General features: G+C 36.7%; 22 protein-coding genes. 9 read left to right on the top strand and 13 right to left on the bottom strand.

What is annotated here, in order from left to right:
* Positions 1–11: 11 nt before the first annotated feature.
* From MY533_RS06955 to MY533_RS06940, 4 genes are all read right to left on the bottom strand, one after another.
* Positions 12–740, bottom strand: a complete 729-nt coding sequence (locus MY533_RS06955) for a DnaD domain-containing protein (RefSeq protein WP_132359092.1) — start codon at positions 738–740, stop codon at positions 12–14.
* Positions 741–863: 123 nt separating this feature from the next.
* On the bottom strand, positions 864–2,159 hold the full coding sequence (gene asnS, locus MY533_RS06950; RefSeq protein ID WP_132359094.1) for an asparagine--tRNA ligase: 1,296 nt from the start codon (positions 2,157–2,159) through the stop codon (positions 864–866).
* 382 nt (positions 2,160–2,541) lie between these two features.
* Positions 2,542–3,735, bottom strand: a complete 1,194-nt coding sequence (locus MY533_RS06945; protein WP_248718512.1) for a pyridoxal phosphate-dependent aminotransferase — start codon at positions 3,733–3,735, stop codon at positions 2,542–2,544.
* A 16-nt stretch (positions 3,736–3,751) separates the two neighbouring features.
* Positions 3,752–4,234 (bottom strand): cell wall elongation regulator TseB-like domain-containing protein, encoded by a 483-nt coding sequence (locus MY533_RS06940; RefSeq protein ID WP_248718511.1) that lies wholly within the window; start codon positions 4,232–4,234, stop codon positions 3,752–3,754.
* 694 nt (positions 4,235–4,928) lie between these two features.
* Here MY533_RS06940 and MY533_RS06935 point away from each other — a divergent pair.
* Positions 4,929–6,953 (top strand): multicopper oxidase family protein, encoded by a 2,025-nt coding sequence (locus tag MY533_RS06935; RefSeq protein ID WP_248718510.1) that lies wholly within the window; start codon positions 4,929–4,931, stop codon positions 6,951–6,953.
* 222 nt (positions 6,954–7,175) lie between these two features.
* Here the strand turns inward: MY533_RS06935 and MY533_RS22100 are convergent, their stop codons facing one another.
* The 4 genes from MY533_RS22100 to MY533_RS06920 all read right to left on the bottom strand — a co-directional run bounded on the left by MY533_RS22100 (position 7,176) and on the right by MY533_RS06920 (position 9,597).
* Entirely contained in the window at positions 7,176–7,307 is a 132-nt protein-coding gene (locus MY533_RS22100) for a hypothetical protein (protein ID WP_256469518.1), read from the bottom strand.
* 143 nt (positions 7,308–7,450) lie between these two features.
* Positions 7,451–8,713 carry an MFS transporter gene (locus MY533_RS06930; protein ID WP_248718509.1) on the bottom strand — a complete coding sequence of 421 codons (1,263 nt, stop codon included), beginning with the start codon at positions 8,711–8,713 and terminating at the stop codon, positions 7,451–7,453.
* Positions 8,697–9,029 carry a hypothetical protein gene (locus MY533_RS06925; RefSeq protein WP_248718508.1) on the bottom strand — a complete coding sequence of 111 codons (333 nt, stop codon included), beginning with the start codon at positions 9,027–9,029 and terminating at the stop codon, positions 8,697–8,699. Before MY533_RS06925 ends, MY533_RS06930 begins: the two co-directional genes overlap by 17 nt.
* Positions 9,022–9,597 (bottom strand): MarR family winged helix-turn-helix transcriptional regulator, encoded by a 576-nt coding sequence (locus MY533_RS06920; RefSeq protein WP_132359106.1) that lies wholly within the window; start codon positions 9,595–9,597, stop codon positions 9,022–9,024. Before MY533_RS06920 ends, MY533_RS06925 begins: the two co-directional genes overlap by 8 nt.
* Before the next feature lie 344 nt (positions 9,598–9,941).
* On the opposite strand from MY533_RS06920, the gene MY533_RS22265 reads away from it, so the two are divergent.
* From MY533_RS22265 to MY533_RS06895, 6 genes are all read left to right on the top strand, one after another.
* Entirely contained in the window at positions 9,942–10,316 is a 375-nt protein-coding gene (locus tag MY533_RS22265) for a DUF2085 domain-containing protein (protein ID WP_371873308.1), read from the top strand.
* A gap of 11 nt (positions 10,317–10,327) precedes the next feature.
* Complete coding sequence (locus tag MY533_RS06915; protein ID WP_248718507.1) at positions 10,328–10,735, top strand: zinc ribbon domain-containing protein; 408 nt, start codon at positions 10,328–10,330, stop codon at positions 10,733–10,735.
* Positions 10,736–10,755: 20 nt separating this feature from the next.
* Positions 10,756–11,058 carry a zinc-ribbon domain-containing protein gene (locus MY533_RS06910; protein ID WP_248718506.1) on the top strand — a complete coding sequence of 101 codons (303 nt, stop codon included), beginning with the start codon at positions 10,756–10,758 and terminating at the stop codon, positions 11,056–11,058.
* 260 nt (positions 11,059–11,318) lie between these two features.
* The gene (locus MY533_RS06905; RefSeq protein WP_305884008.1) at positions 11,319–13,073 is read left to right on the top strand and encodes an ABC transporter ATP-binding protein; all 1,755 of its coding nucleotides are present in this window, start codon (positions 11,319–11,321) and stop codon (positions 13,071–13,073) included.
* Between the two features lie 17 nt (positions 13,074–13,090).
* A complete protein-coding gene (locus MY533_RS06900) occupies positions 13,091–13,768 on the top strand; it encodes a response regulator transcription factor (RefSeq protein WP_248718505.1) in 678 nt (225 codons plus the stop codon).
* Complete coding sequence (locus MY533_RS06895; RefSeq protein ID WP_248718504.1) at positions 13,765–14,835, top strand: HAMP domain-containing sensor histidine kinase; 1,071 nt, start codon at positions 13,765–13,767, stop codon at positions 14,833–14,835. The genes MY533_RS06900 and MY533_RS06895 overlap by 4 nt, the downstream gene beginning before the upstream one ends.
* 42 nt (positions 14,836–14,877) lie before the next feature.
* On the opposite strand, the gene MY533_RS06890 is transcribed toward MY533_RS06895, so the two are convergent.
* Entirely contained in the window at positions 14,878–15,465 is a 588-nt protein-coding gene (locus tag MY533_RS06890) for an NAD(P)H-dependent oxidoreductase (RefSeq protein ID WP_248719169.1), read from the bottom strand.
* A gap of 121 nt (positions 15,466–15,586) precedes the next feature.
* Between MY533_RS06890 and MY533_RS06885 the strand changes: the two genes are divergently transcribed.
* Positions 15,587–16,024, top strand: a complete 438-nt coding sequence (locus tag MY533_RS06885) for a MarR family winged helix-turn-helix transcriptional regulator (RefSeq protein WP_248718503.1) — start codon at positions 15,587–15,589, stop codon at positions 16,022–16,024.
* 387 nt (positions 16,025–16,411) lie between these two features.
* Here MY533_RS06885 and MY533_RS06880 read toward each other — a convergent pair whose 3' ends face one another.
* The gene (locus MY533_RS06880; protein ID WP_248718502.1) at positions 16,412–17,080 is read right to left on the bottom strand and encodes a Clp protease N-terminal domain-containing protein; all 669 of its coding nucleotides are present in this window, start codon (positions 17,078–17,080) and stop codon (positions 16,412–16,414) included.
* Between the two features lie 220 nt (positions 17,081–17,300).
* Between MY533_RS06880 and MY533_RS06875 the strand changes: the two genes are divergently transcribed.
* Positions 17,301–18,065, top strand: coding sequence for a YqcI/YcgG family protein (locus tag MY533_RS06875; RefSeq protein ID WP_248718501.1), 765 nt, complete (start codon positions 17,301–17,303; stop codon positions 18,063–18,065).
* Here MY533_RS06875 and MY533_RS06870 read toward each other — a convergent pair.
* The 3 genes from MY533_RS06870 to MY533_RS06860 all read right to left on the bottom strand — a co-directional run bounded on the left by MY533_RS06870 (position 18,062) and on the right by MY533_RS06860 (position 20,556).
* On the bottom strand, positions 18,062–19,384 hold the full coding sequence (locus MY533_RS06870) for an amino acid permease (protein ID WP_248718500.1): 1,323 nt from the start codon (positions 19,382–19,384) through the stop codon (positions 18,062–18,064). The two genes, MY533_RS06875 and MY533_RS06870, sit on opposite strands and share 4 nt — an antisense overlap.
* 136 nt (positions 19,385–19,520) lie before the next feature.
* The gene (locus MY533_RS06865; protein WP_248718499.1) at positions 19,521–19,799 is read right to left on the bottom strand and encodes a hypothetical protein; all 279 of its coding nucleotides are present in this window, start codon (positions 19,797–19,799) and stop codon (positions 19,521–19,523) included.
* A gap of 529 nt (positions 19,800–20,328) precedes the next feature.
* Positions 20,329–20,556: a transcriptional regulator SplA domain-containing protein gene (locus tag MY533_RS06860; RefSeq protein WP_248718498.1), complete on the bottom strand. Its 228-nt coding sequence runs from the start codon at positions 20,554–20,556 to the stop codon at positions 20,329–20,331.
* Positions 20,557–20,829: the final 273 nt, after the last annotated feature.

Raw genomic sequence — 20,829 nt, 5'->3', positions numbered from 1 at the left:
TCGGAAGCCTCCTATTCTCTTTCTTCTAACCAATTATAAAATGGTACTTTATTTGTTGACTGCGTTTCTTGCTGCATTGTTCGGACTGGCGGTCGGTTAAATGTTTGTTTTTCCCGGAACTGCTCGCTTTGCTTCTGTGCTGCTTGTGGTGTCGCAATATTTTTCTTTTTCCACTCCAGTAATATTCGATCTATATAACGAATACTTAGCTTGCCAGCAAATACAGCCTCCTTAAGCGCCTCCTTAATAAGCGCCGGACTGTGCTTATCCTCATCTAACCAAGATCCGATTTTTTCTAGCTCTAAAGGAGATAAAAGACGCCCCATTTCCTCTTCAAATAATCGGAATATTTCACCCTCTTCTTGTCGAAGTGATGCTGCTGATTTTTGATGTTCCTTCATTTCAATCATCTGCATAATACGCTCCCAAAGTGGGTAAACCGAATATTTTTCATATAGTTTGCCATTCGCATCGACATCGCTTGTTATTTCAAGGAAACCTTTTTGCATTAATCGCTGTAGTCGTGAAGTAATGTCATTGCCAGGCATTGTCAGACGATTCATCAGGTCATTAGGCGTAGGAAAATCATTCCCCTCCATATGGAACGCAAGTAAATGCATCACAATAAGTGCCTCATCATCCTCAATATTTAACTCCTTATAAAACTGAAAAAACAGCTGAGGAATTTGGATCATTCTCTGCTCAGTCCATGTACGGAGTCGATCGTTATTTGTGCTCATATTATACTTGACTCCTTTTTCTATCGTAAGTAGAAAAGCCGCGTAGACACATCACTACGCGACTTTTTTTTAATTTTAACTGCTTTGACGTGCAGCAAAACCTAAAATCAAACTAGGTATTACTTATGGATATAAGCGGTTTAGTAAACGTGGGAATGGAATCGTTTCACGAATATGCTCCGTGCCAGAAATCCATGCCACTGTACGTTCCAATCCAAGACCGAAGCCTGAATGTGGTACAGAACCTTGTTTACGTAGCTCTAAATACCATGCATAGGCATCTAAAGATAATTGATGCTCTTCAAGACGTGATTTTAATAAATCATAGTCGTGAATACGCTCAGAACCACCAATTATTTCACCATAACCTTCTGGTGCAATTAAATCTGCACATAATACTACATCATCACGGTCAGGATGTGGTTGCATGTAGAATGGCTTAATGCCTACTGGGTAACAAGTGATGAATACAGGTTTATCAAATGAATTAGCAATTGCTGTTTCATGTGGTGCACCGAAATCATCGCCCCATTCAATATCGTCAAATCCTTGCTCATGTAATAATTTAATAGCATCATCGTAAGAAATACGAGGGAATGGTGCTTTGATATTTTCAAGTGTTGAAGTATCACGACCAAGTCGCTCTAATTCTAATTTGCAGTTTGCCAGAACTGATTGCACAATGTGCGCTACATACTGTTCTTGCACTTCTAGGTTTTCTTCAAATTCCACAAAGGCCATTTCTGGTTCAATCATCCAAAACTCGATTAAGTGACGACGTGTTTTAGATTTTTCTGCACGGAATGTAGGACCGAATGAGAACACTTTACCTAATGCCATCGCAGCCGCTTCCATATAAAGCTGACCAGATTGAGAAAGATAGGCATCCTCATCGAAATATTTTGTGTGGAATAGCTCAGAAGTACCTTCTGGAGCTGACCCAGTTAAAATCGGTGGGTCCATTTTTGTAAAGCCATTGTCGTTGAAAAACTCGTAAGTTGCACGAATAATTTCGTTACGAATTTTCATGATCGCATGTTGCTTACGAGAACGTAGCCATAAGTGGCGGTTGTCCATTAAAAACTCTGGACCATGTTCTTTTGGCGTAATAGGGAAATCAGTTGCAGCATGTAGTACTTCAATACCAGTTACAGCAATTTCACAGCCAAAGCTTGAACGCTCATCTGCTTTAACCTCGCCCGTAATGTACATTGAAGTTTCTTGGGACATACCTTTTGCAATGGCAAAAATTTCTTCGCCTACTTCTTCTTTTACAACAACGCCCTGAACAAAGCCAGACCCATCACGTAATTGTAAGAAGGCAATTTTCCCACTTGATCGTTTGTTTGCTAACCAAGCTCCTAGCTTGACGGTTTCACCGATATGCTTTGGCATATCTTGAATCATAATTTTTTTCATAGAAATCCTCCAAAGTTCAATCAATTGTGCCTTGGCATAATTGCGTCTGGAATCGGCTTTGTGCTTAGGCCTGCATGACGCAGGTCAGTTAGCCGTTATCGCATGGATGCGATGGTTTTAGGCTAACATCCCCTAGGAACTCCTTTCCGATTCCATGACATCCGCCGGAGGCTTTAGGCCAACAAGATGTTGGTCACTCAGTCGTTGCCACAGGTGACGTGGCGTTCTTAGACTGAGTTCCACTATTTCAGCGGGCGTTTGGACCCCCTCTGAAAAATAGCTTACATTCGCATTCATCTCACCACCTATAGAGGTGGGCGACTTCTGTACCTGTCGCTACGCTTTCGGTACAAAAAAGATCTGCTGAAAGATGATAAAAGGATTAGTCTTGCCATTTTGATTTTACAAATGTATCAATTCGACGGACTGCCTCTTCTAATAAGTCTAATGATGTAGCATAAGATAATCGCATTGTAGTTGGTGCACCAAAGCCAGAACCTGGAATCACTGCTACGTTTGCTTCTGTTAAAATATCCGAAGCGAATGCATCTACTGAATCATAACCAGTGTGAGCCATAGCTTCTGCTACATCTGGTAATAAATAGAATGCACCCTGCGGTTTTAAAACGTTGAAGCCAGGAATTGCACTTAACTGTGGATAAATTTTTTCAAGACGAGATTCAAATGCTTGTCGCATTTCTTCTACAGCGTCTTGTGGTCCATTATACGCTTCCACTGTTGCATACTGTGCAGTTGTTGTTGCGTTCGATGTAGAGTGCGATGCAAGATCGGTCATTGCTTTAATAATGTCCGCATCCCCTGCAGCATATCCGATACGCCAGCCTGTCATAGAGTGAGATTTTGCAACACCATTTACAACGATTGTACGTGCTTTCACTGCATCAGATAGCTGTGCAATTGAAAAATGCTCAATACCATTGTATACAAGCTTCTCATAAATTTCATCTGACACGATTAAAATATCTTTTTCTTCTGCAACAGCAGCAATTTCAGCAATCTCTTCACGAGAATAAATCATCCCTGATGGGTTGCTAGGAGAGTTAATAATAACTGCTTTTGTTTTATCTGTCACAGCAGCTCTTAATTGATCCGCAGTAATTTTATAGCCTTGCTCACGTGTGCCTTCAACATAAACAGGTACACCGCCCGCTAATTTTACTTGCTCAGGATAAGATACCCAATAAGGAATTGGAATAATAACTTCATCGCCCTCGTTTAAAATCACTTGGAATAAAGTATAAAGAATATGTTTTGCTCCAACACCTACAATTACTTCATTCGGCTTGTATGTAAGATTGTTGTCGCGTTGAAGTTTATCGATAATCGCTTTCTTAAGTACTGGAAGACCGCCAGCAGGTGTATATTTTGTTAAACCTTTTTCCATCGAGTCAATGGCAGCATTTAAAATATTTTGTGGCGTGTTGAAGTCAGGCTCACCAGCACCTAGACCAATAACGTCAATACCTTGCTCTTTTAATTCCTTTGCTTTCGCAGTAATTGCTAAAGTTGAAGAAGGTGTTAAAGTTTTTACACGGTTTGCTAATAAATTTTTCATACGAGATCTACTCCTCTTATAAATTCGTAATGCGCTTCCACCAGTCGCCGTCCTTAAACATAATATAGACATAGTTGAGCTTATCGCGATCGTTTAGGTATGTAATTTCCCAAACAGCACCTGGCTCCTCATAGCCTAATTTGATATTAAGGACTTTTTGTACATTGCCTTCTTTTTTCAAAACCGATAATGCCTGCTTTTCCGTAATACCATCTTTTAAAAGTACTTCCTTAATTGAATCTGCTTTTAGATTCGTCGGAACAAAGACAGCTTTTTTATCACCATATTCATCTGCCCCGAACACAGTGACATACGAATGTTTGCCATTATATGTGTAAGACTCCGAGACAATTGCGAGGGCTTTGGCATCGAGTGCCAACTGTTCAGCCTGCTCTTCAATTGAACGGAATGGAGCCTCGGCTTTCCAGAGTACTAAAATACTAATGACAAGTGACAATGAAACTATAAAGACAGAAATGAAAATCAACCAGTTTTTCATATATTCACCTTAAGTTTCACATCTAGCGTATTCTTTAACACGATTGCCTGATGCTTCTGCATGTCTATAACTGCGTATACATTCATTTTGCTTTCCATTTTTGCCAACCTGCTTTCTTTCCTCATACCACAACATTATACAACAATTTTGTGCTGTCGTGTTTCTTAATTTCATATATTGTACGTTGATAGAATAACGTTTTCAAATGATTCGGATAGTAATTTTTTTCTTTTTCGTGCAGCCCTTAAGAAAGAAAACCCTTTCAATGGAAAAATTCCTATTCACAATTGCAAATAGGAAGCAAAATTTATCGCTAAAATTCTATGATAATCCATAAAACAACATAGTAGGACGACCGTCATCTAGCACTGTACAAGCATTGATATAAAAGTTTTTTGTAATTGATACAAACGCGCATGCCCACACCTTTTGCTGTCGCTTCGCTTTTACACATAAATTGCCACAGGACGTGGCGTTCTTAGACTGAGTTCTTCTTATATTTCAGCAAATGTTCGAGGTGGAGACATCTGTCCTATCCCTCGCTTTCGGCACAAATGATATTTGCTGAAATAATTAAAATGGAGAAATTTTTTTATAAGTACAATTATCTCCATTATTGTCCTAGTTGCCTATTGTTTTTACCCATATGATGAGGTAATGAGCAATTTTAAGAATTGAAAAGGGACGTGATGTTTTGACTAAAGAAGTTAATCCTACAGATCCAGAGACAATACCAAAATTTGTGGATGAGCTGCCAAAACCGGTTACCGCTAAACCTAAATATTATAAAGGCCAACAGAGAAAAAATTATTATGAACTTAAAATGATGCAAGCAGAGCATTCTTTCCATAAAGATTTCCCAAAATCAATCATATGGGGCTATAACGGACTTTATCCCGGACCGACAATTGAGGCTACAAAAGACAAAAGTATTTATGTTAGATATAATAATCAATTGCCCTTAAATCACTTTTTACCCGTTGATGTTTCACTGCATGCGGCAAACGATTCAAAGGAAGTAAGAACTGTTACACATTTACATGGCGCAAATGTAGATTGGGAGAGCGACGGACATCCCGATGCATGGTACACAAGAGATTATGCACAAACAGGTCCAAAATTCAATAAAGAAATACATGAATATACTAATCATCAACCCGGCGCAACTCTATGGTACCATGATCATGCAATGGCATTAACTCGTTTAAATGTCTATGCGGGATTAGCCGGTTTTTATTTACTTCGAGATTCGCTTGAAGAGCGTTCTAACCTACCTTGTGGTGACTATGAGTATCCCATCTTAATACAAGATAAATCGTTTAATGAAGACGGCTCACTTTTCTATCCAGATGAACCACCATTCCCAGTTTCCGTTCATCCATCTATTACACCTGGCTTTGTTGGTAATACCATCGTTGTAAACGGGAAGGTCTGGCCATATTTAAATGTCGAACCTCGTAAATATAGATTTCGTTTTCTCAATGGTTCCAATAGAAGAGGTTATGTCATTAGCCTTTCAAACGGTGATCCTATGATACAAATCGGAACAGACGGAGGCTTTTTAACTAAGCCTCAAGAAATTCAATCTGTCGAATTATTGCCGGCAGAACGAACAGATGTTATAGTCGATTTTTCATCATATGAAGGTCAGGAAATAATGTTAGTCAATTCTGATGAAGATTTCATTGATGAACATACACGGGTAATCATGCAGTTTAAAGTGTGTCTTCCTCTAAAGTGTGAGGATACTAGTGAGATACCAGAAAGACTCGCAGTATCATCGGATTTACATTCACACGATGCACATATCGAGAGACATTTACCATTAGCTGCTACGACAGACGATTTTGGTCGACCAATGTTTTTATTAAATAATCGTATGTATCATGATCCTACTACCGAAAAGCCTGCACTTGATAGTATAGAAATTTGGAATTTTATAAATGCCACGCGGTTTGATCACCCTATTCATCTACATTTAATTCAATTTAAAATACTAGAACGGCGCCCTTTCGATATGGAGCTATATCAAACTGAAGGTAGACTGGCATTTACAGGGCCCCCTGAAAAACCGCATAACTATGAGCAAGGTTGGAAGGATACTGTAAAAGCGGAAGCAGGGAAGGTTACGAAAATTATTATGCATTGGAAAGATCATGTCGGCCAATATATGTGGCATTGTCATTTCCTAGAACATGAAGATCATGACATGATGCGACCAATACTCGTCACGCAGGAATTTCATCCTGTGCAAGAGCCACATCATGCTGAAATCCAGCATGAAATAAAACATGCGCAACGGCAACATGATGACTCTACGATTGTTATGGGTAATAATGAGCACACTGTACCATTCTTGAACACTTCTCCACACATCACGCCAGTTGAAGAAATTGTAGAATACTCTTCTCAAGCTTCTTTGCAAACAACGTATTTAGAAGACGAAATAGAATATACTCCGCAAACTATTCCTCTCTTAACTAGTACGCAAAACATGACATCTACTGAAACAGCTTTTTTAGAAGACAATGTGGAATATAATCAGCTATCCTCACCACTCTTGAACAATACTCAAAATATCACAGTTTCAAAAATAGAACTTCCGCAACATCAAATTATTCGTTCCGATATTGAAAGCATCCCTCAACCAATCTTCCCGTCTGACGAATTTCAATCTCGACAAAGAATACCTGCGAGGCGTCGGAGAAGATGGTACTAATATCACCAATATAAAAGGCTCGGACAAAACTGAAGCAAACTCTTAAAATGCGCGAGATATCAATTTTAGCAACATGATTTCTCGCGCTTTTCTAATGTGTGGAAAATCTTTTTTGAAATTATACTTCCGTCCCTACCTCTCTATGATTTTAATTCTTGTTAATTAGACTATAAAGAATAGGGACGATAAACAATATTAAAAAAGTAGATAGTCGGCATATAACTACAACGTAAGGGGAATTTGAGCATTCGAAATAGCTATCGGGATTAATGCACCCATTGTTGCAATTGCTGTCATAAAAATTGGGCGAATACGTACGCCCCCTTCTTCAATTAAAGCTTTTTGCTCGGTCATACTTCCCTAAGCAACACATCTACTTCTTTTATCTAAAAAAAGAGCCCCTTTTGCTGTGCACTAAGGGACTCAAAAGTTAATCATATGAAAATGATTGTCAGTATTTTAAAAAGTAAAACATTGTGCAAAAGATTTCTTATGAATTATTCTGCTACCTCGCTCTTTTCAAAGCGTAAAATTCTCTTTGTTGTAATTGCCATCATTACCATGACAATACTAATCATTAAAATAGGAACGTAGACTTTAACACTAAATGCTTCAAATAAAAGGCCATACAATATTTGGCCAATCGGTGCCATACATTGTGAAACGGCGATGATGATAGCCATGACCTTCCCTAAGTTTTCATTAGGCGTTTCTTTTTGTACAAGTGTAATCACATATATTGAAATGACGGTCAAAATCATAGCTATAACAAGCGCACTACCGACAAATAAAGTATAGGACGGATAATATCCTATATGAAGGATGAGTGGCGTAACTGCTAGAGCCATTGGAACAATCAATAAAGCTGTGATAAACACCCAAAAGTATAAATTATTGATACCCATTTTTTTCGCAAAGTACCCCATTGATAAAGCTCCCAAAATTGTAGCAAAATCGATTAATCCCATCCCTATTCCATACAATGTATCACTACTTTGCATTGTAACACGTAGAATAATCGGTACACCTACGACAAACAGCGGTGTTAAAAATAAATTTAATAATGCAGCTAAAATCATACATTTGAATATAAAAGATTTCTTCACTACATAACTAAAGCCTTCTTTCAAATCATTTACAAGCGTCGGAATAATATGTCTATCCTGTTCTCGTTGCATAAATGGTATATGGATAAACATCTCTAATATAGCAGAAAGGAAAAAGAACACACCACTCACTATGACAAGCACTTTTAAGCCTATTAAACCGTAAAGTATTCCGCCTAATACAGGAGCAGCTACATTAGACAATGATTGAATACCATTGACTATTCCATTAGCTTGCTCTAGTTTCTCCTCTTCTACAAGTACTGGAATACTGGCCATCACTGCTGGTGTATACATAGCACTAACAAGGGAAAGAAGCACCATCACAACACCAATAAGCCAAATAGAACTATTACCATAAGCTAACATTGCAAAGAAAATAAAAACGATTATGCTACTCGTAAAATCAAAAATCACCATTAAATTGCGTCGATTAAACCTGTCAGCAACTGCTCCTCCTAGCGGTGCTAGTAAAATTGGGATACTCGATATCGCAAATAGTACCGCAAAAAGATCTGCACGTCCTGTAATATCTAGTACATAAAGTGATAAGGCAAACCTTAAAAGCGCAGATCCTAATATAGAAATAATTTGCCCAATCACCATAAGATTAAAATCTTTTGAAAAGCCTTTGCTTTTATTTTGTGATTCCATTCATTTGACCCCTTCCTTTACCATTCATTGCGCCTTTGATTGTAAGAAGAAAGACATTACTAAAAATACTGATAGTACTTAACCAAATGAGCCATTCTATTTGCACATACCAAGACATTATTAACAATAAGACCCCCACGATAATGGATACATAATTTCCAGTACGATTAATGTTTGATTTCCGATAAAATTTTTCCTTAACCTCAAACGTAGATTTTTTTATTTTACGTTTCATAAGGTAAACTTTTTCTTGTAACTTCTGCTTAGTATCTTTTGCTTTTTGAAGGTGAAAAAATGTTATAGCTCCTTTAGTCACGGCGTTCTTCATCTCCATATCGTCTTTTTAATAACTCAGTAAAAACTCTCTCTTGGAAGTCTGAAATCTGTTTTGGCTCCTCGATCTCCATATTTACCGTTTCTTCATATCCGTCTAGTTCCTCACCGTCAAAGCGATAGAGTTTTTGTAATAGCTTCCATAATGTTTCAATTTCCTCTGTTGTAAAGTCTTTAAAGATATCTGCTAAAAAGTAAGTAGACTTCTCCGAACAAGCAATTAAAGCTGTTTTTCCCTCTGAGGTAATCTCGACATTGATCGACCTTTTATCTAATTTACTTGGTACCGTTTGGACATATCCTTTTTTCACAAGACTCGTTATTAACTTATTCGCAGTCTGCTTAGTTGTACCAAGCTTTTTGGCGATATTTACGAGTGTTGTATTTTCTACTGGTAAATGCGCAATAGCAATAAGAGCCATATGCTGCCTCGACGTTAATACCTCTAAATATTCATCTCCTTTTATTTGGACTTTATTGACAACTGAAAACAATGTCGCATAACTTTGCTGCATAAAATGCAATTCCTTCAATAAAAGCTGTAAATCCATATGTAGCACCTCACTATTTAGTCACCATGTTTACTAAATAATACACAATAGCATTATTAACGTCAACATGGTGACTATTATATTTTTTGAATAAAACAACATTTAATAGACCGACTGTCGGTTTATAATATTATATGGTATTCCTCCAAAAAAAGGAACTTATTTTCAACATTCCTCTTAAAAAAGCTAGAAAAATTTATAGTAGTAATAAATACCTATTCATTTAATCTCTAAATATGTAAAAAGTAATTTTTATCATTGAAGGTACTACCAATATTTCTTTTTATAGTATATTATATTCGGTGTTTCCTTTTATTGAAAAACTTGATTAAATAGGTGATTTCGTGAATCGATATTTTCAACTTTTGTTCCTTTGCCATAGATTACCGAGCCGATCTTTTTTTTACAGAGGTGTTCAATTTCCAATTTGCGCACGTTGTACAGGAATTTGTATAGGATATATAATTGGCATTATATTGGCATTATTTAAAATTTTACCCTTTTTTTATGCACTTATTTTAACAATTCCTATGATTATAGACGGAACGGGACAATTATTTAATAAATGGCTTAGTACTAATAATCGGCGATTAGTAACGGGAATACTCGGGGGAATAGGCATTGTTTTTATGATTTTACACGCCGCTCTCTTATTTTGGAAACTAACTATGTATCTCTATAAAAAAGGAGAATATATTGGTTCATTAATTTTTAACTAAGGAGACTGAAAATGTTTTGTACATATTGTGCATCCAATCTATCAGAACACGCAGAAATTTGCACAAATTGTGGTGTTGGAAAATTCAAAGTGTATAATTACTGCCATAATTGTGGGAATGAATTAAATGCTTTACAAGAAATGTGTACTTCATGCGGTATTATTTTAAAAAATTCTTCAAAGGGTACTCATCCACTAGTTCCTACATTACTTACATTTCTAATACCTGGTGTAGGCCAAATCATTAATAATCAAATGGGTAAGGGATTTCTTTGCTTATTTATATCTATAATATTTATTATTTTCATTCCTTTTCCTATAGGATTCATTATGGTTGGTATACCCATTTTAATTGATGCTTATTTAATCGGGAAAAAAATATATGAAAGAAAAGCAGTAGGAAAATGGGAATTCTTTTAATTTTAGGAGGTATAATTTAAATGTTTTGTCCACACTGTAGTGAAGAAATTGCAGCACAAGCAGAAATTTGTCCAAAATGTGGTGTTCGTGTACATAATACATCCGAAGAGGATAAACCAAATATAGCTATTAATATCCTTTCCTTTTGTTGTACACCGCTTTTAGGGATTATTATGTATTTTGTATGGAAAGGTGATAAGCCTAAAGCAGCTAAATCTGCTTTAGTATGGGCGTTGATTGCAATAGGTTTATATGTAGTATTAATGGTTTTATTTGGAATAATAGGGTTTGTGCTAGGTTCTATGGACGAGTATAATTATTAAAAAAAACTAGGAATTAGCTAGTCGACATCTTAGAAAGCGCGGGACATCAATTTTAAAACATTGATTCCTCGCGCTTTTCTGATGTATTTTTTTCCATCCTAAAAAGCCTCATTTCATAGTTACTCCTTTATTTAATATAATAACCATACTACCTATCCTCATTATCTCCTCATTTCATATTCAGTTCATATTGACATGCTATAGTTAGTCATAGAAAAGATTCATATTTTATTGTTTATGAGATCAAAGGAGGATTTACTGTGCAGGGGGCCGCAAAAGATACGACAAAACTGAAGGATTGGCGGCGCTTTATTCGCTTAGTCAAACAGGCTGAACCACCAATATGGCTTTTAATTATTGCATTAATAATGAGTTTAGCAACTACGGGCGTAGGCTTTATCGTTCCGTTATTTACAAAGAAATTAGTCGATGGCTTTTCTTTAGCATCCCTTGATTATTGGCAAATACTTTTGTTAGGGATTGCATTTATCGCGCAGGCTATTGCGGGTGGACTTTCCATTTATTATTTAAATCGTGTCGGACATCATGTTGTTGCGAAATTACGAGATCAGCTTTGGAGAAAGCTACTTCATTTACCAATTCCTTATTACGATGAGAACGATACAGGTGAAACATTAAGCCGTGTGACGAATGACACAGCTGTTGTCAAAGATCTCATTACGGAACATCTTGCGAACTGTTTATCAGGCGTACTATCTATTATTGGATCAATCATCATTCTATTAATCTTAGACTGGAAAATGACCTTAGTCATGCTCATTGCTGTTCCGCTTGCTATGGTTATTTTAATGCTATTAGGAAGACGAATGTTTGTCATTTCAAAAGGAATGCAAGATGAGACAGCAAAATTTACGGCTGTGCTCAATCAAGTTTTACCTGAAACACGATTAGTAAAAGCGTCAAATGCCGAGAATATTGAATATGAGCGTGGCAAGAAAGGCATAACAAACCTTTTTACGTTTGGCTTAAAAGAGTCTAAAATCCATGCACTTATTTCGCCTCTCATTTCGTTTATTTTAATGTCAGTCCTTGTGGCCATTATTGGTTATGGCGGTATACGCGTTTCTTCAGGAGAGCTTACAGCAGGCGACATGGTGGCCTTTATTTTATATTTAATCCAAATTATTATGCCGATGACCCAATTAACGATGTTCTTTACACAGCTTCAAAAAGCAATGGGTGCTACGGAACGCATTAGTGCATTACTTGAGCATGAGGAAGAACATATTTTCGAAGGACACACAGTAGAAAAAGTGGATCAACCGATTTATGTAAAAAATGTTGACTTTGCTTATGGAGAAGACCTAATTTTATCGAATATTAATTTTACCATTGAACCAGGTCAGGTGACGGCCATCGTAGGACCTAGTGGCGGAGGAAAAACAACAATATTTTCTCTGTTAGAAAGATATTATCAGCCTATTAACGGACGTATTACACTTGGAAAAACCCCTATCAACACATACTCCCTACATTCCTGGAGAAGCCAAATCGGCTACGTTACTCAGGAGAGTGCACTGCTGTCTGGTACCATTCGTGAAAATATTTGCTATGGCATTGACAGAGAAGTGCAGGATGAAGAACTTAATAAAGTTGCTAAAATGGCCTATGCCGATCATTTTATCAATGAATTACCTGAGCAATTTGATACAGAGGTAGGAGAACGAGGCATTAAGCTTTCTGGTGGTCAACGACAACGAATCTCTATCGCAAGAGCACTTTTGCGTGACCCTCAAATATTAATGCTAGATGAAGCAACATCTAGTCTAGATAGTAAATCGGAAATTTATGTTCAAAAAGCATTGGATAATTTAATGCAAGGTAGAACAACGCTTGTCATTGCACACCGCCTTTCAACAGTAGTAGATGCAGATCAAATCCTTTTTGTAGAGAAAGGACATATTACAGGCAGTGGCACACATGATACTTTATTTGAGACGCATGATATGTACCGTGAGTTTGCCAAACAACAATTACGAATAAAAGAGGAATAACGAAGGGATATGTTAACATGACAAAACTATTAGTTGTAGATGATGATGCGCATATTCGAGAATTAATTAAGGTATTTTTACAAAATGAAGGTTTAGAGGTAATTGAAGCTACGGACGGTGTGGATGCACTGTCCAAATTGGATGCTGATAAGGTGGATATGATTATTATGGATATCATGATGCCAAAGATGAACGGCTGGGAATTATGCGAAGAAATACGTTCATTTAATGATAATCTCCCCATCTTAATGTTAACCGCAAAAGGAGAAACGTCACAAAAGGTCAAGGGCTTTCATCTTGGAACAGATGATTATCTTGTTAAACCATTTGAGCCAGCAGAGTTGATTGTCCGTGTAAAATCGATACTTAAAAGATACCATATTTCCCTATCTCAACTTGTGGAAGCTGGCAATATTAAGTTAAATCGAAATACACATGAAGTCTTGTATAACGGTGAGTCTTTAACACTTCGTTTAAAGGAATTTGAACTATTATTTACGTTAGCAAGCTATGCCGGAAAAACTTTTTCACGTGAACAGTTAATCGAAGAAATTTGGGGATATGATTATGAAGGTGATGAACGGACAGTCGATGTTCACATTAAAAGACTTCGTCAACGTTTCCCCCAAGAAACAAGCGGATTCTCTATTCGTACAATTCGCGGCCTAGGCTATCGATTGGAACTTGTTTCATGAGAAGACTAAAAAATTTTTTAAAGCTTTTTTTAACTTTAATGCTTCTTCTTATCATTAGCATCTTCTTTGCTTTAATTTCCTACCACATAACGTCCTGGATTTATGATTGGTTAGGCGAACATCCACAAGGTTTCTGGCTGCAATTATGGACGGTAGTTGGTGTTTTTGTTCTCTTTGCTTGTTCAGCCATCATCAGCTTTTTAATAGGGCTAAAAAGACAACGGAACTATTGGAATACGATTGTAAATGCATTAAGCAGGATTGCTAAAGGTGATTTTACTGTTAAATTAGATCTGAAAACAGATGAAGATCAATTTGGTCAATTAATACATGGCATCAACCATATGGCAGTCGAATTAGGTGAAATGGAAAGAATGCGTCAAGAATTTATCTCGAATGTATCTCATGAAATTCAGTCGCCTCTAACATCTATTAACGGCTTTGCTAAAGCATTGAAAAACATTGACCTCCCGGAGGATAAACGACAGCATTATTTAGCCATCATTGAGATGGAAAGTAATCGACTATCAAAAATTAGTGACAATTTACTAAAGCTAACGTCGTTAGAATCACAACATCATCCCTTTGAGCCAAGGCATTACCGACTCGATAAGCAATTGCGTAATGTCGTACTAACGCTGGAACCAAATTGGCTAGTCAAAAATATCGACATGGATCTGCAATTAGAAAACATTTCGGTCATGGCTGATGAAGATTTAATGAATCAAGTATGGATGAATTTACTAAGCAACAGCATTAAATTCACTCCAGCTGCTGGTACCATTACGATTTCTATGACAAAACAAATGGATGCAATCACTATCAACATTCATGATAACGGTATCGGTTTAACAGTAGAACAACAAAAGCATGTATTCGAAAGATTTTATAAAGCAGACCAATCAAGAACTGCTGACAATGGCGGAAGTGGATTAGGACTATCTATAGTAAAGAAAATCATCGATATGCATAACGGAACAATTACCGTTGAAAGTATACCAGCTGAATTTACAACGTTTTTTGTAACACTGCCATTAGAAATCAATGAGACTCGTGCAAACGAATAGGAGATTCTTTCTTCATCTGCACGAGTCTATTAGGCAGCTGAACTAGTAAGCTACTTTTCTAAAATATTGATAAACTTTTTCAAGTTTTTTGCTTTGTCCCCCCTTCTTACTTTCCATATTGCCAAATTCAAAAAACTTCACTTGTTTAATACCAACAAAATTAAATAACGCTCTTTTCATTAATATTTTATGCGCATTATTGAGCAATAATAATGGATATTTTGTTGGCCCTTTCATTGTCGAAATACAGACCACTGATTTTCCTTTTAGAAGCCCCTCAGGAAATAGTCCCTTTTTATCTTTATAGGCAAAATTGGCCGCAAATAATTGATCAATATACCCTAAAAGCATTGCTGGTGGTCTTCCCCACCATATCGGATAAACAAAAACGATTTTATCAGCCCACTTAATTTGTTGACGATATTTCTCTAGCTTCGGATCACGAAACATATCACGACGGCGTTTATGTTCATGAAATACTAAAATTGGGTTAAATTGCTCCTCGTATAAATCTAATACTTGAATCTCATTAATGAGTGGATTGTCATGACAACCCTTAATAGCCTCCTGTAAAAAAGCATAATTCAAACTATTATGATTGGGATATGTATAAATAATTAATGTATTCATCATAAGTCCTCCATTACTTATCATTTGATAACGAAATAATAAACCTTCTGAATTTAGTTGTCAAATGATAATTGTTTTGAGATAAGTTTTTTGTTATCTTGTCAGTAAGAGGTGAGCTTATTTGGACAAAAAACAATTATTTAATCAGTTCGTAGCTTTTACAACAGCGGTACACCAAGTAACGCATGAACTAACTCAAAACGTTAAAATCGATCAAATTACACCAGTTCAATATAAAATTCTAGAATATATAACAGTAAGTCAGCCAGTTACACCTACTGAAATTAGTGATTGCCAGCATATGTCCTTACCTAATACAAGCCGTGAATTACGAAAATTACAGGAAAGAAAGTTTATTAAAAAAATTAGCGATACTGAAGATCGAAGAAAGCACTATGTTTGCCTTACAGAGGATGGAGAAAAAATAATGGGAGAAGCATTTGCCTGTATAGAAGAGCGCTTTCAACAACTTATCCAACATGCATCTAAAGAAGATATAGAGGATATTCATCATGCATTAAACGTTCTTAACGATAAAGTCTTTAACCCAAAATCATAAATGAAAACCTGCATGCTTTTCATTAAGACAAGCATTGCAGGTTCTTTTACTGTTTATTATATTGGCATAGAAAGCGTTCCACACCCGGGTATTTCTCTCCTTGGCTAGTTATGAAAAAAACATAGCGTCGACTGCCAATACCTTTTCCTCTTTGATCAGCTAATACAGCAATATGTTTAATCTCACACTTTGATGAATTACCCCAAGGCGTAATTGCGTTCGGATTTTGAATTGTGCCTGCACAATTCATTCCTTAAAAATCCGTGACATACGCCGGAGGCTTTATCTTCATTCAATAAGTGTTTGGCTGAAAAGAACCACACTTTATTCATCTCGCCATCTTCAGAGGTGGAATTCTTCTGCTGAATGAAGATAAACTGATTTGTTCTATCCCAAACAACCGACTATTTTACCCCTAACTCCGAAACTATTATGATCAAAAGCTACATAGATGGGAGGCGTAGTACTTAAAAAGGCACTGTTAATCGTTTCTGACCATTCTTGCGAAAAGTGACTTTCTACAAAATGAATTAGCTTGCTTTTATCATCGCGATTGACTCTACGAATATTACTAGAAATCGAAACCGGGAATTGATAATTGTGAAGATGTGCAACCATATCCCGCGAAGTGGTACCAAGCTTTAAAATTATTTTCTTGTCTTCTTCTGAAACGAATTCGTCCAGCATATTCGCCCTTATTAACGCTTTAAGTAAGTGACCTTCATTTATATAAACCTGGTTATAGTTTTGCATATAAAAAGTCGCTTGTTCCAATACTGTTAAAACATCATTTGTTATAGGAACGTTAAATAAAGTATGGCTCGTAACTTTCTTGTCTGATTTTAGATCAAGTTCATGCATTAAATTTCTTATAGAAGCTTCATCTATCGTACATTTTATTACTATTTCGCCAAGGACCCCCTCTTTTTCTTTTAGACAAGCAAGTAAAAAATGAATAGGCTGTAACACTTTATGTTGTGAAGAGGCAGCTTCCTTTTCTGCATTCTTGAAGATTCTTAACATACGATTTGTTAATTTTATATTAACTGAATTCATTTACTCTCATCCCTTCGTTCATTTGACCTTAATGATCGAGCTATATGTAATTTTTAATTGTCAGAACTTATCGTATCATTAATCATTTTTTCTATAAATAAAATCCGATCTATTTAGCGGGAATTCCCCTTGTTTTTCCAATTCAGAAAAATGCCAATACATCGTCACCCATTTGCTCTTTCCTAAATAGTATAAAGATGTATAGAAGGAGGAGACATAAGTGGAAGCAGCAGTGTTAGACAGGAAGTGGATTGAAGATCATTTTGAAACACTTCCATTATGGCAACAGTCAGCATATACCGACTTCGCTGCCATGGTTGCAGATGAAGCAAATACGTTTCCCTGTATTCCAGCTAGAAAAGGCTTTTTATCGAATGAGCTACGCTATAGTTTTATCGGAGATCCACGACAGGAGCAATCGATCAAGACGTTAGCACGATGCTTAAAAGAATACGATAAGTGCGCTAAAACGTTTGGTAAATATACAACACATACTATTTTCTTTAAAACCCCTAATGATATGCATAAAAATTTCAATGTTGCAGATTATAGAAATTTATTTTGGTTTGTTTTAAACAATTTGACGAAATTCGATGATATCGATTGGCCAAAGGAAATTCCAACTGATCCAGCACATCATGAATGGGAATTTTGTTTTAACGGTGCGCCTTATTTTGTGTCTTGTGCAACGCCCGCACATAAATTGCGCAAGAGTCGTAATTTTTCTACTTTATTAATGGCATTTCAACCACGCTGGATATTTGAGGAAATGAACGACACTACTGTCTTTGGTCGAAAGTTAAAAAAGCTTATTCGTCAACGCATTAACGAATACGACGCTATTCCAGCTCATTCTGATTTAAAATGGTATGGGCAAGAAGGTAGTTATGAATGGAAGCAGTATTTTTTAAGTGATGATAATAGTAGTGCATCGAAATGTCCTTTTTTACGAATGCAACATGCTCTTCAGAACAAAGAGCATTAAACATTACTGTGTTTTTGCCTTTTCATGACAATGAAAGTTGCAATTCCAATGATGATGATAAAAAGCAGGCTCACGAAAAAACCGAGTCTGCTTGTTTTTTCCCCTAACGTCCCAGACACCGTCACTATAATGAGCAACATCCCAATACCATTCTTCACATGCTCCCACTTCGACAACTCCATTAGCTTTCTATATGTCACTAAGATAAAGAGCCAGTTATAAATTAGCATTAAGCCTGCTGCTGTAACCAAATATTCAAAAATCTTTTCTGGCATAAGAAAGCCAATAATAATAGTGACGATTAAACCACTAGCTAAAAACAGAAATGCAGGAAATGGAATTTTCATCTTTCCTTTTTTCGCCAAAGCCGTTGGCGCATCATGATCCTCTGCCAAAGTAATGAGAATCGTAATAACCGCATATAACGAGCCTACCATTGTTGAAAAACCTGCAATAATTAACACACCATTAAAAATGTCTGCAAAAAAAGGAATGTGATAACCGTTAAGCGCTGTAATAAATGGGCTTTCCTCAATATTAAAGTCCTTCCAAGATACAAGCGCCAAGGCAAGCATAATAGCCATTATAAAAATGACAGTTATAGCAATAATCATGACTTTTCCAGCTTTCGGTGCTTCTTTAGGATTTTTTAAATCAATGACCATTAAACCCATAACTTCAATTCCACCAAATGCATAAAAGGCATATAGTAGCCCAAGCCATAGTCCTTTCACACCTTGCGAGAAAAATTCTCCATAATTTGCATACAATGCATCGAGTGTCGTTGATTCCGAATTAAATCCTTTTATTAGTAAGACAGCCGCTACTATAATAAACATCACAACCGCCGCTGCCTTTAACGCACCAAAAATATTTTGAAATTTTTCAAAGCCCTTCATACCCGTTAGAATAACGGCTAACCCAAGTGCAGCATAAATAGACGCAGCAACCCATAAAGGAAGCGCCGGAAACCACAGCTTTGTGAAAATACCGAGCGCCGTCAATTGGCTGCCCATAATGAGCATCTCAGAAATCAAGTAAATCCAGCCATTACTGAATCCTGCCCAATTGCCAAAAGCTTGCTTTGCATAAGTACGGAATGATCCCTTATCCGGATTATCAACTGACATCTTAACAAGGGCATCATAGACAATATACGTAGCAATGGCCGCTAACAAAAAAGGAATCACAACAGCAGGTCCACTCTTATGAATGGCCATACTTGTCCCAAGAAAAAAGCCTGTTCCTAGTGTACAACCTATACCGAGAAGCGAAAGCTGCCACCAAGACAACCTCCCTTTACTTGTTTTAGATGTCATTTTGATCAAGCCTCCTGCATTTTCTGGCTACTTTCTTAACAATGGCAATGTCATGCAACGAATGCCACCACCGCCTTTTTCAGCCTTAGCGAACTAACCGCCGCTCCATAGAACATGCTATTTCCTATTACACAGGCTAGATCGCGAACAAAGTATCTATTATAAGCTGTTCACTCACTGTTTTTACATCAGTTGATAGCTCTTCCGAATAATCAATAACCTTGACACCTGCATTTTCTAGTGTTGTCTTAAATCCCATGAAATTGTCCATTGCTTTTACATGATTAACAGCAGCATCCCATCCTACATTTTCAGCTATTGTTAAATCTGGTACATCTAATTTGGAAGGTGCACAAAGCATAACAACCTTAAGTTCTTCATGCTCCGACCAACAATTCGGTTGAAATGAGTCCATAATGTATTCCCCCTTTCTTCATGACTATCTTTGTTAGCGTTACCACCAAGATTAAGATTATACAAATTAAAGGAGGATTTTTTTGTTTTAACTATCTCAATAACGCAAATAAACTGTTTATAAATGGGGATTTGGGGCTTCCAGGCGGTTTTGATCGAATTAGGGGAAAGCTTAGAACATACTGTAAAAAGAGAAGTTTTAGAAATAAAGGTTTAGTTAAAGAGGACCTAAAGTGATTAGAGGTATTTTTTCAGGTATCTTAAAGTATCGAATGGGGATGAATTATACGGCAGTCCATTTTAGTTATTCTTTATAAAGAATAAAAGACAATGCAATAACTCATTAATCACTTATGAGTGCATCTAGAATCGGCTTAGCGCTTGCACAAAGCGCTCCTTTCCAATTCAGCATTGATAGCACAAAGTTAATTAAGCTTTTGTTTTCTCTCAAAGAGTGTTTGAAAAGCTGTTTCATTTCGTTGAGGGACAGTAAATCAATTTTTACAAGAGGATCTCTTGTTCTACCTCCATCAATGAAAATATTGGTGATAAGCTTGCTCAGCATCCATTTCGCTCGTAAATATTAACATATCATCTGTTAACGGGTAATACGTCTCAAAGAGAAATAGCGCTAGCTCCTTTGGATTATCTGGATTGTTCACTACTGCAGCTTCCTGTATGTTTACTACTTGCTGAATAGATGGATATTGATAAAAAATGAAAACTATATCTCCTGCACTATATTGCTGTTGTTTCATTCCATCACCTTCCTATGCCTTTCCACTAGTTTGGTGTAAGAAGAGATTAATTATCACTATTTAAAAATATTTAATTGCAAATAAAGCTCTTTAAGTCGGACAAAAGTGACGGCAGATTCTTTTACATTATGGAACGCCTCGTGTTCGATAATGTAGCTTTGTACCAGATGGGGATAGCTCTTCCTCTCTTCTTGCAACAGAATTATTTGTTACAGCAGAAGTTATTGATGGTGGTACAATTTAAGGCTTCTCTAAACATTCAGGCGCTCCGCT

The organism is Lysinibacillus sp. Ag94 (assembly GCF_023242215.1).
Lineage (GTDB): Bacteria > Bacillota > Bacilli > Bacillales_A > Planococcaceae > Lysinibacillus.
The sequence above is the reverse complement of the archived record's forward strand: the minus strand, read 5'-3'. Positions and strand labels throughout refer to the sequence as shown.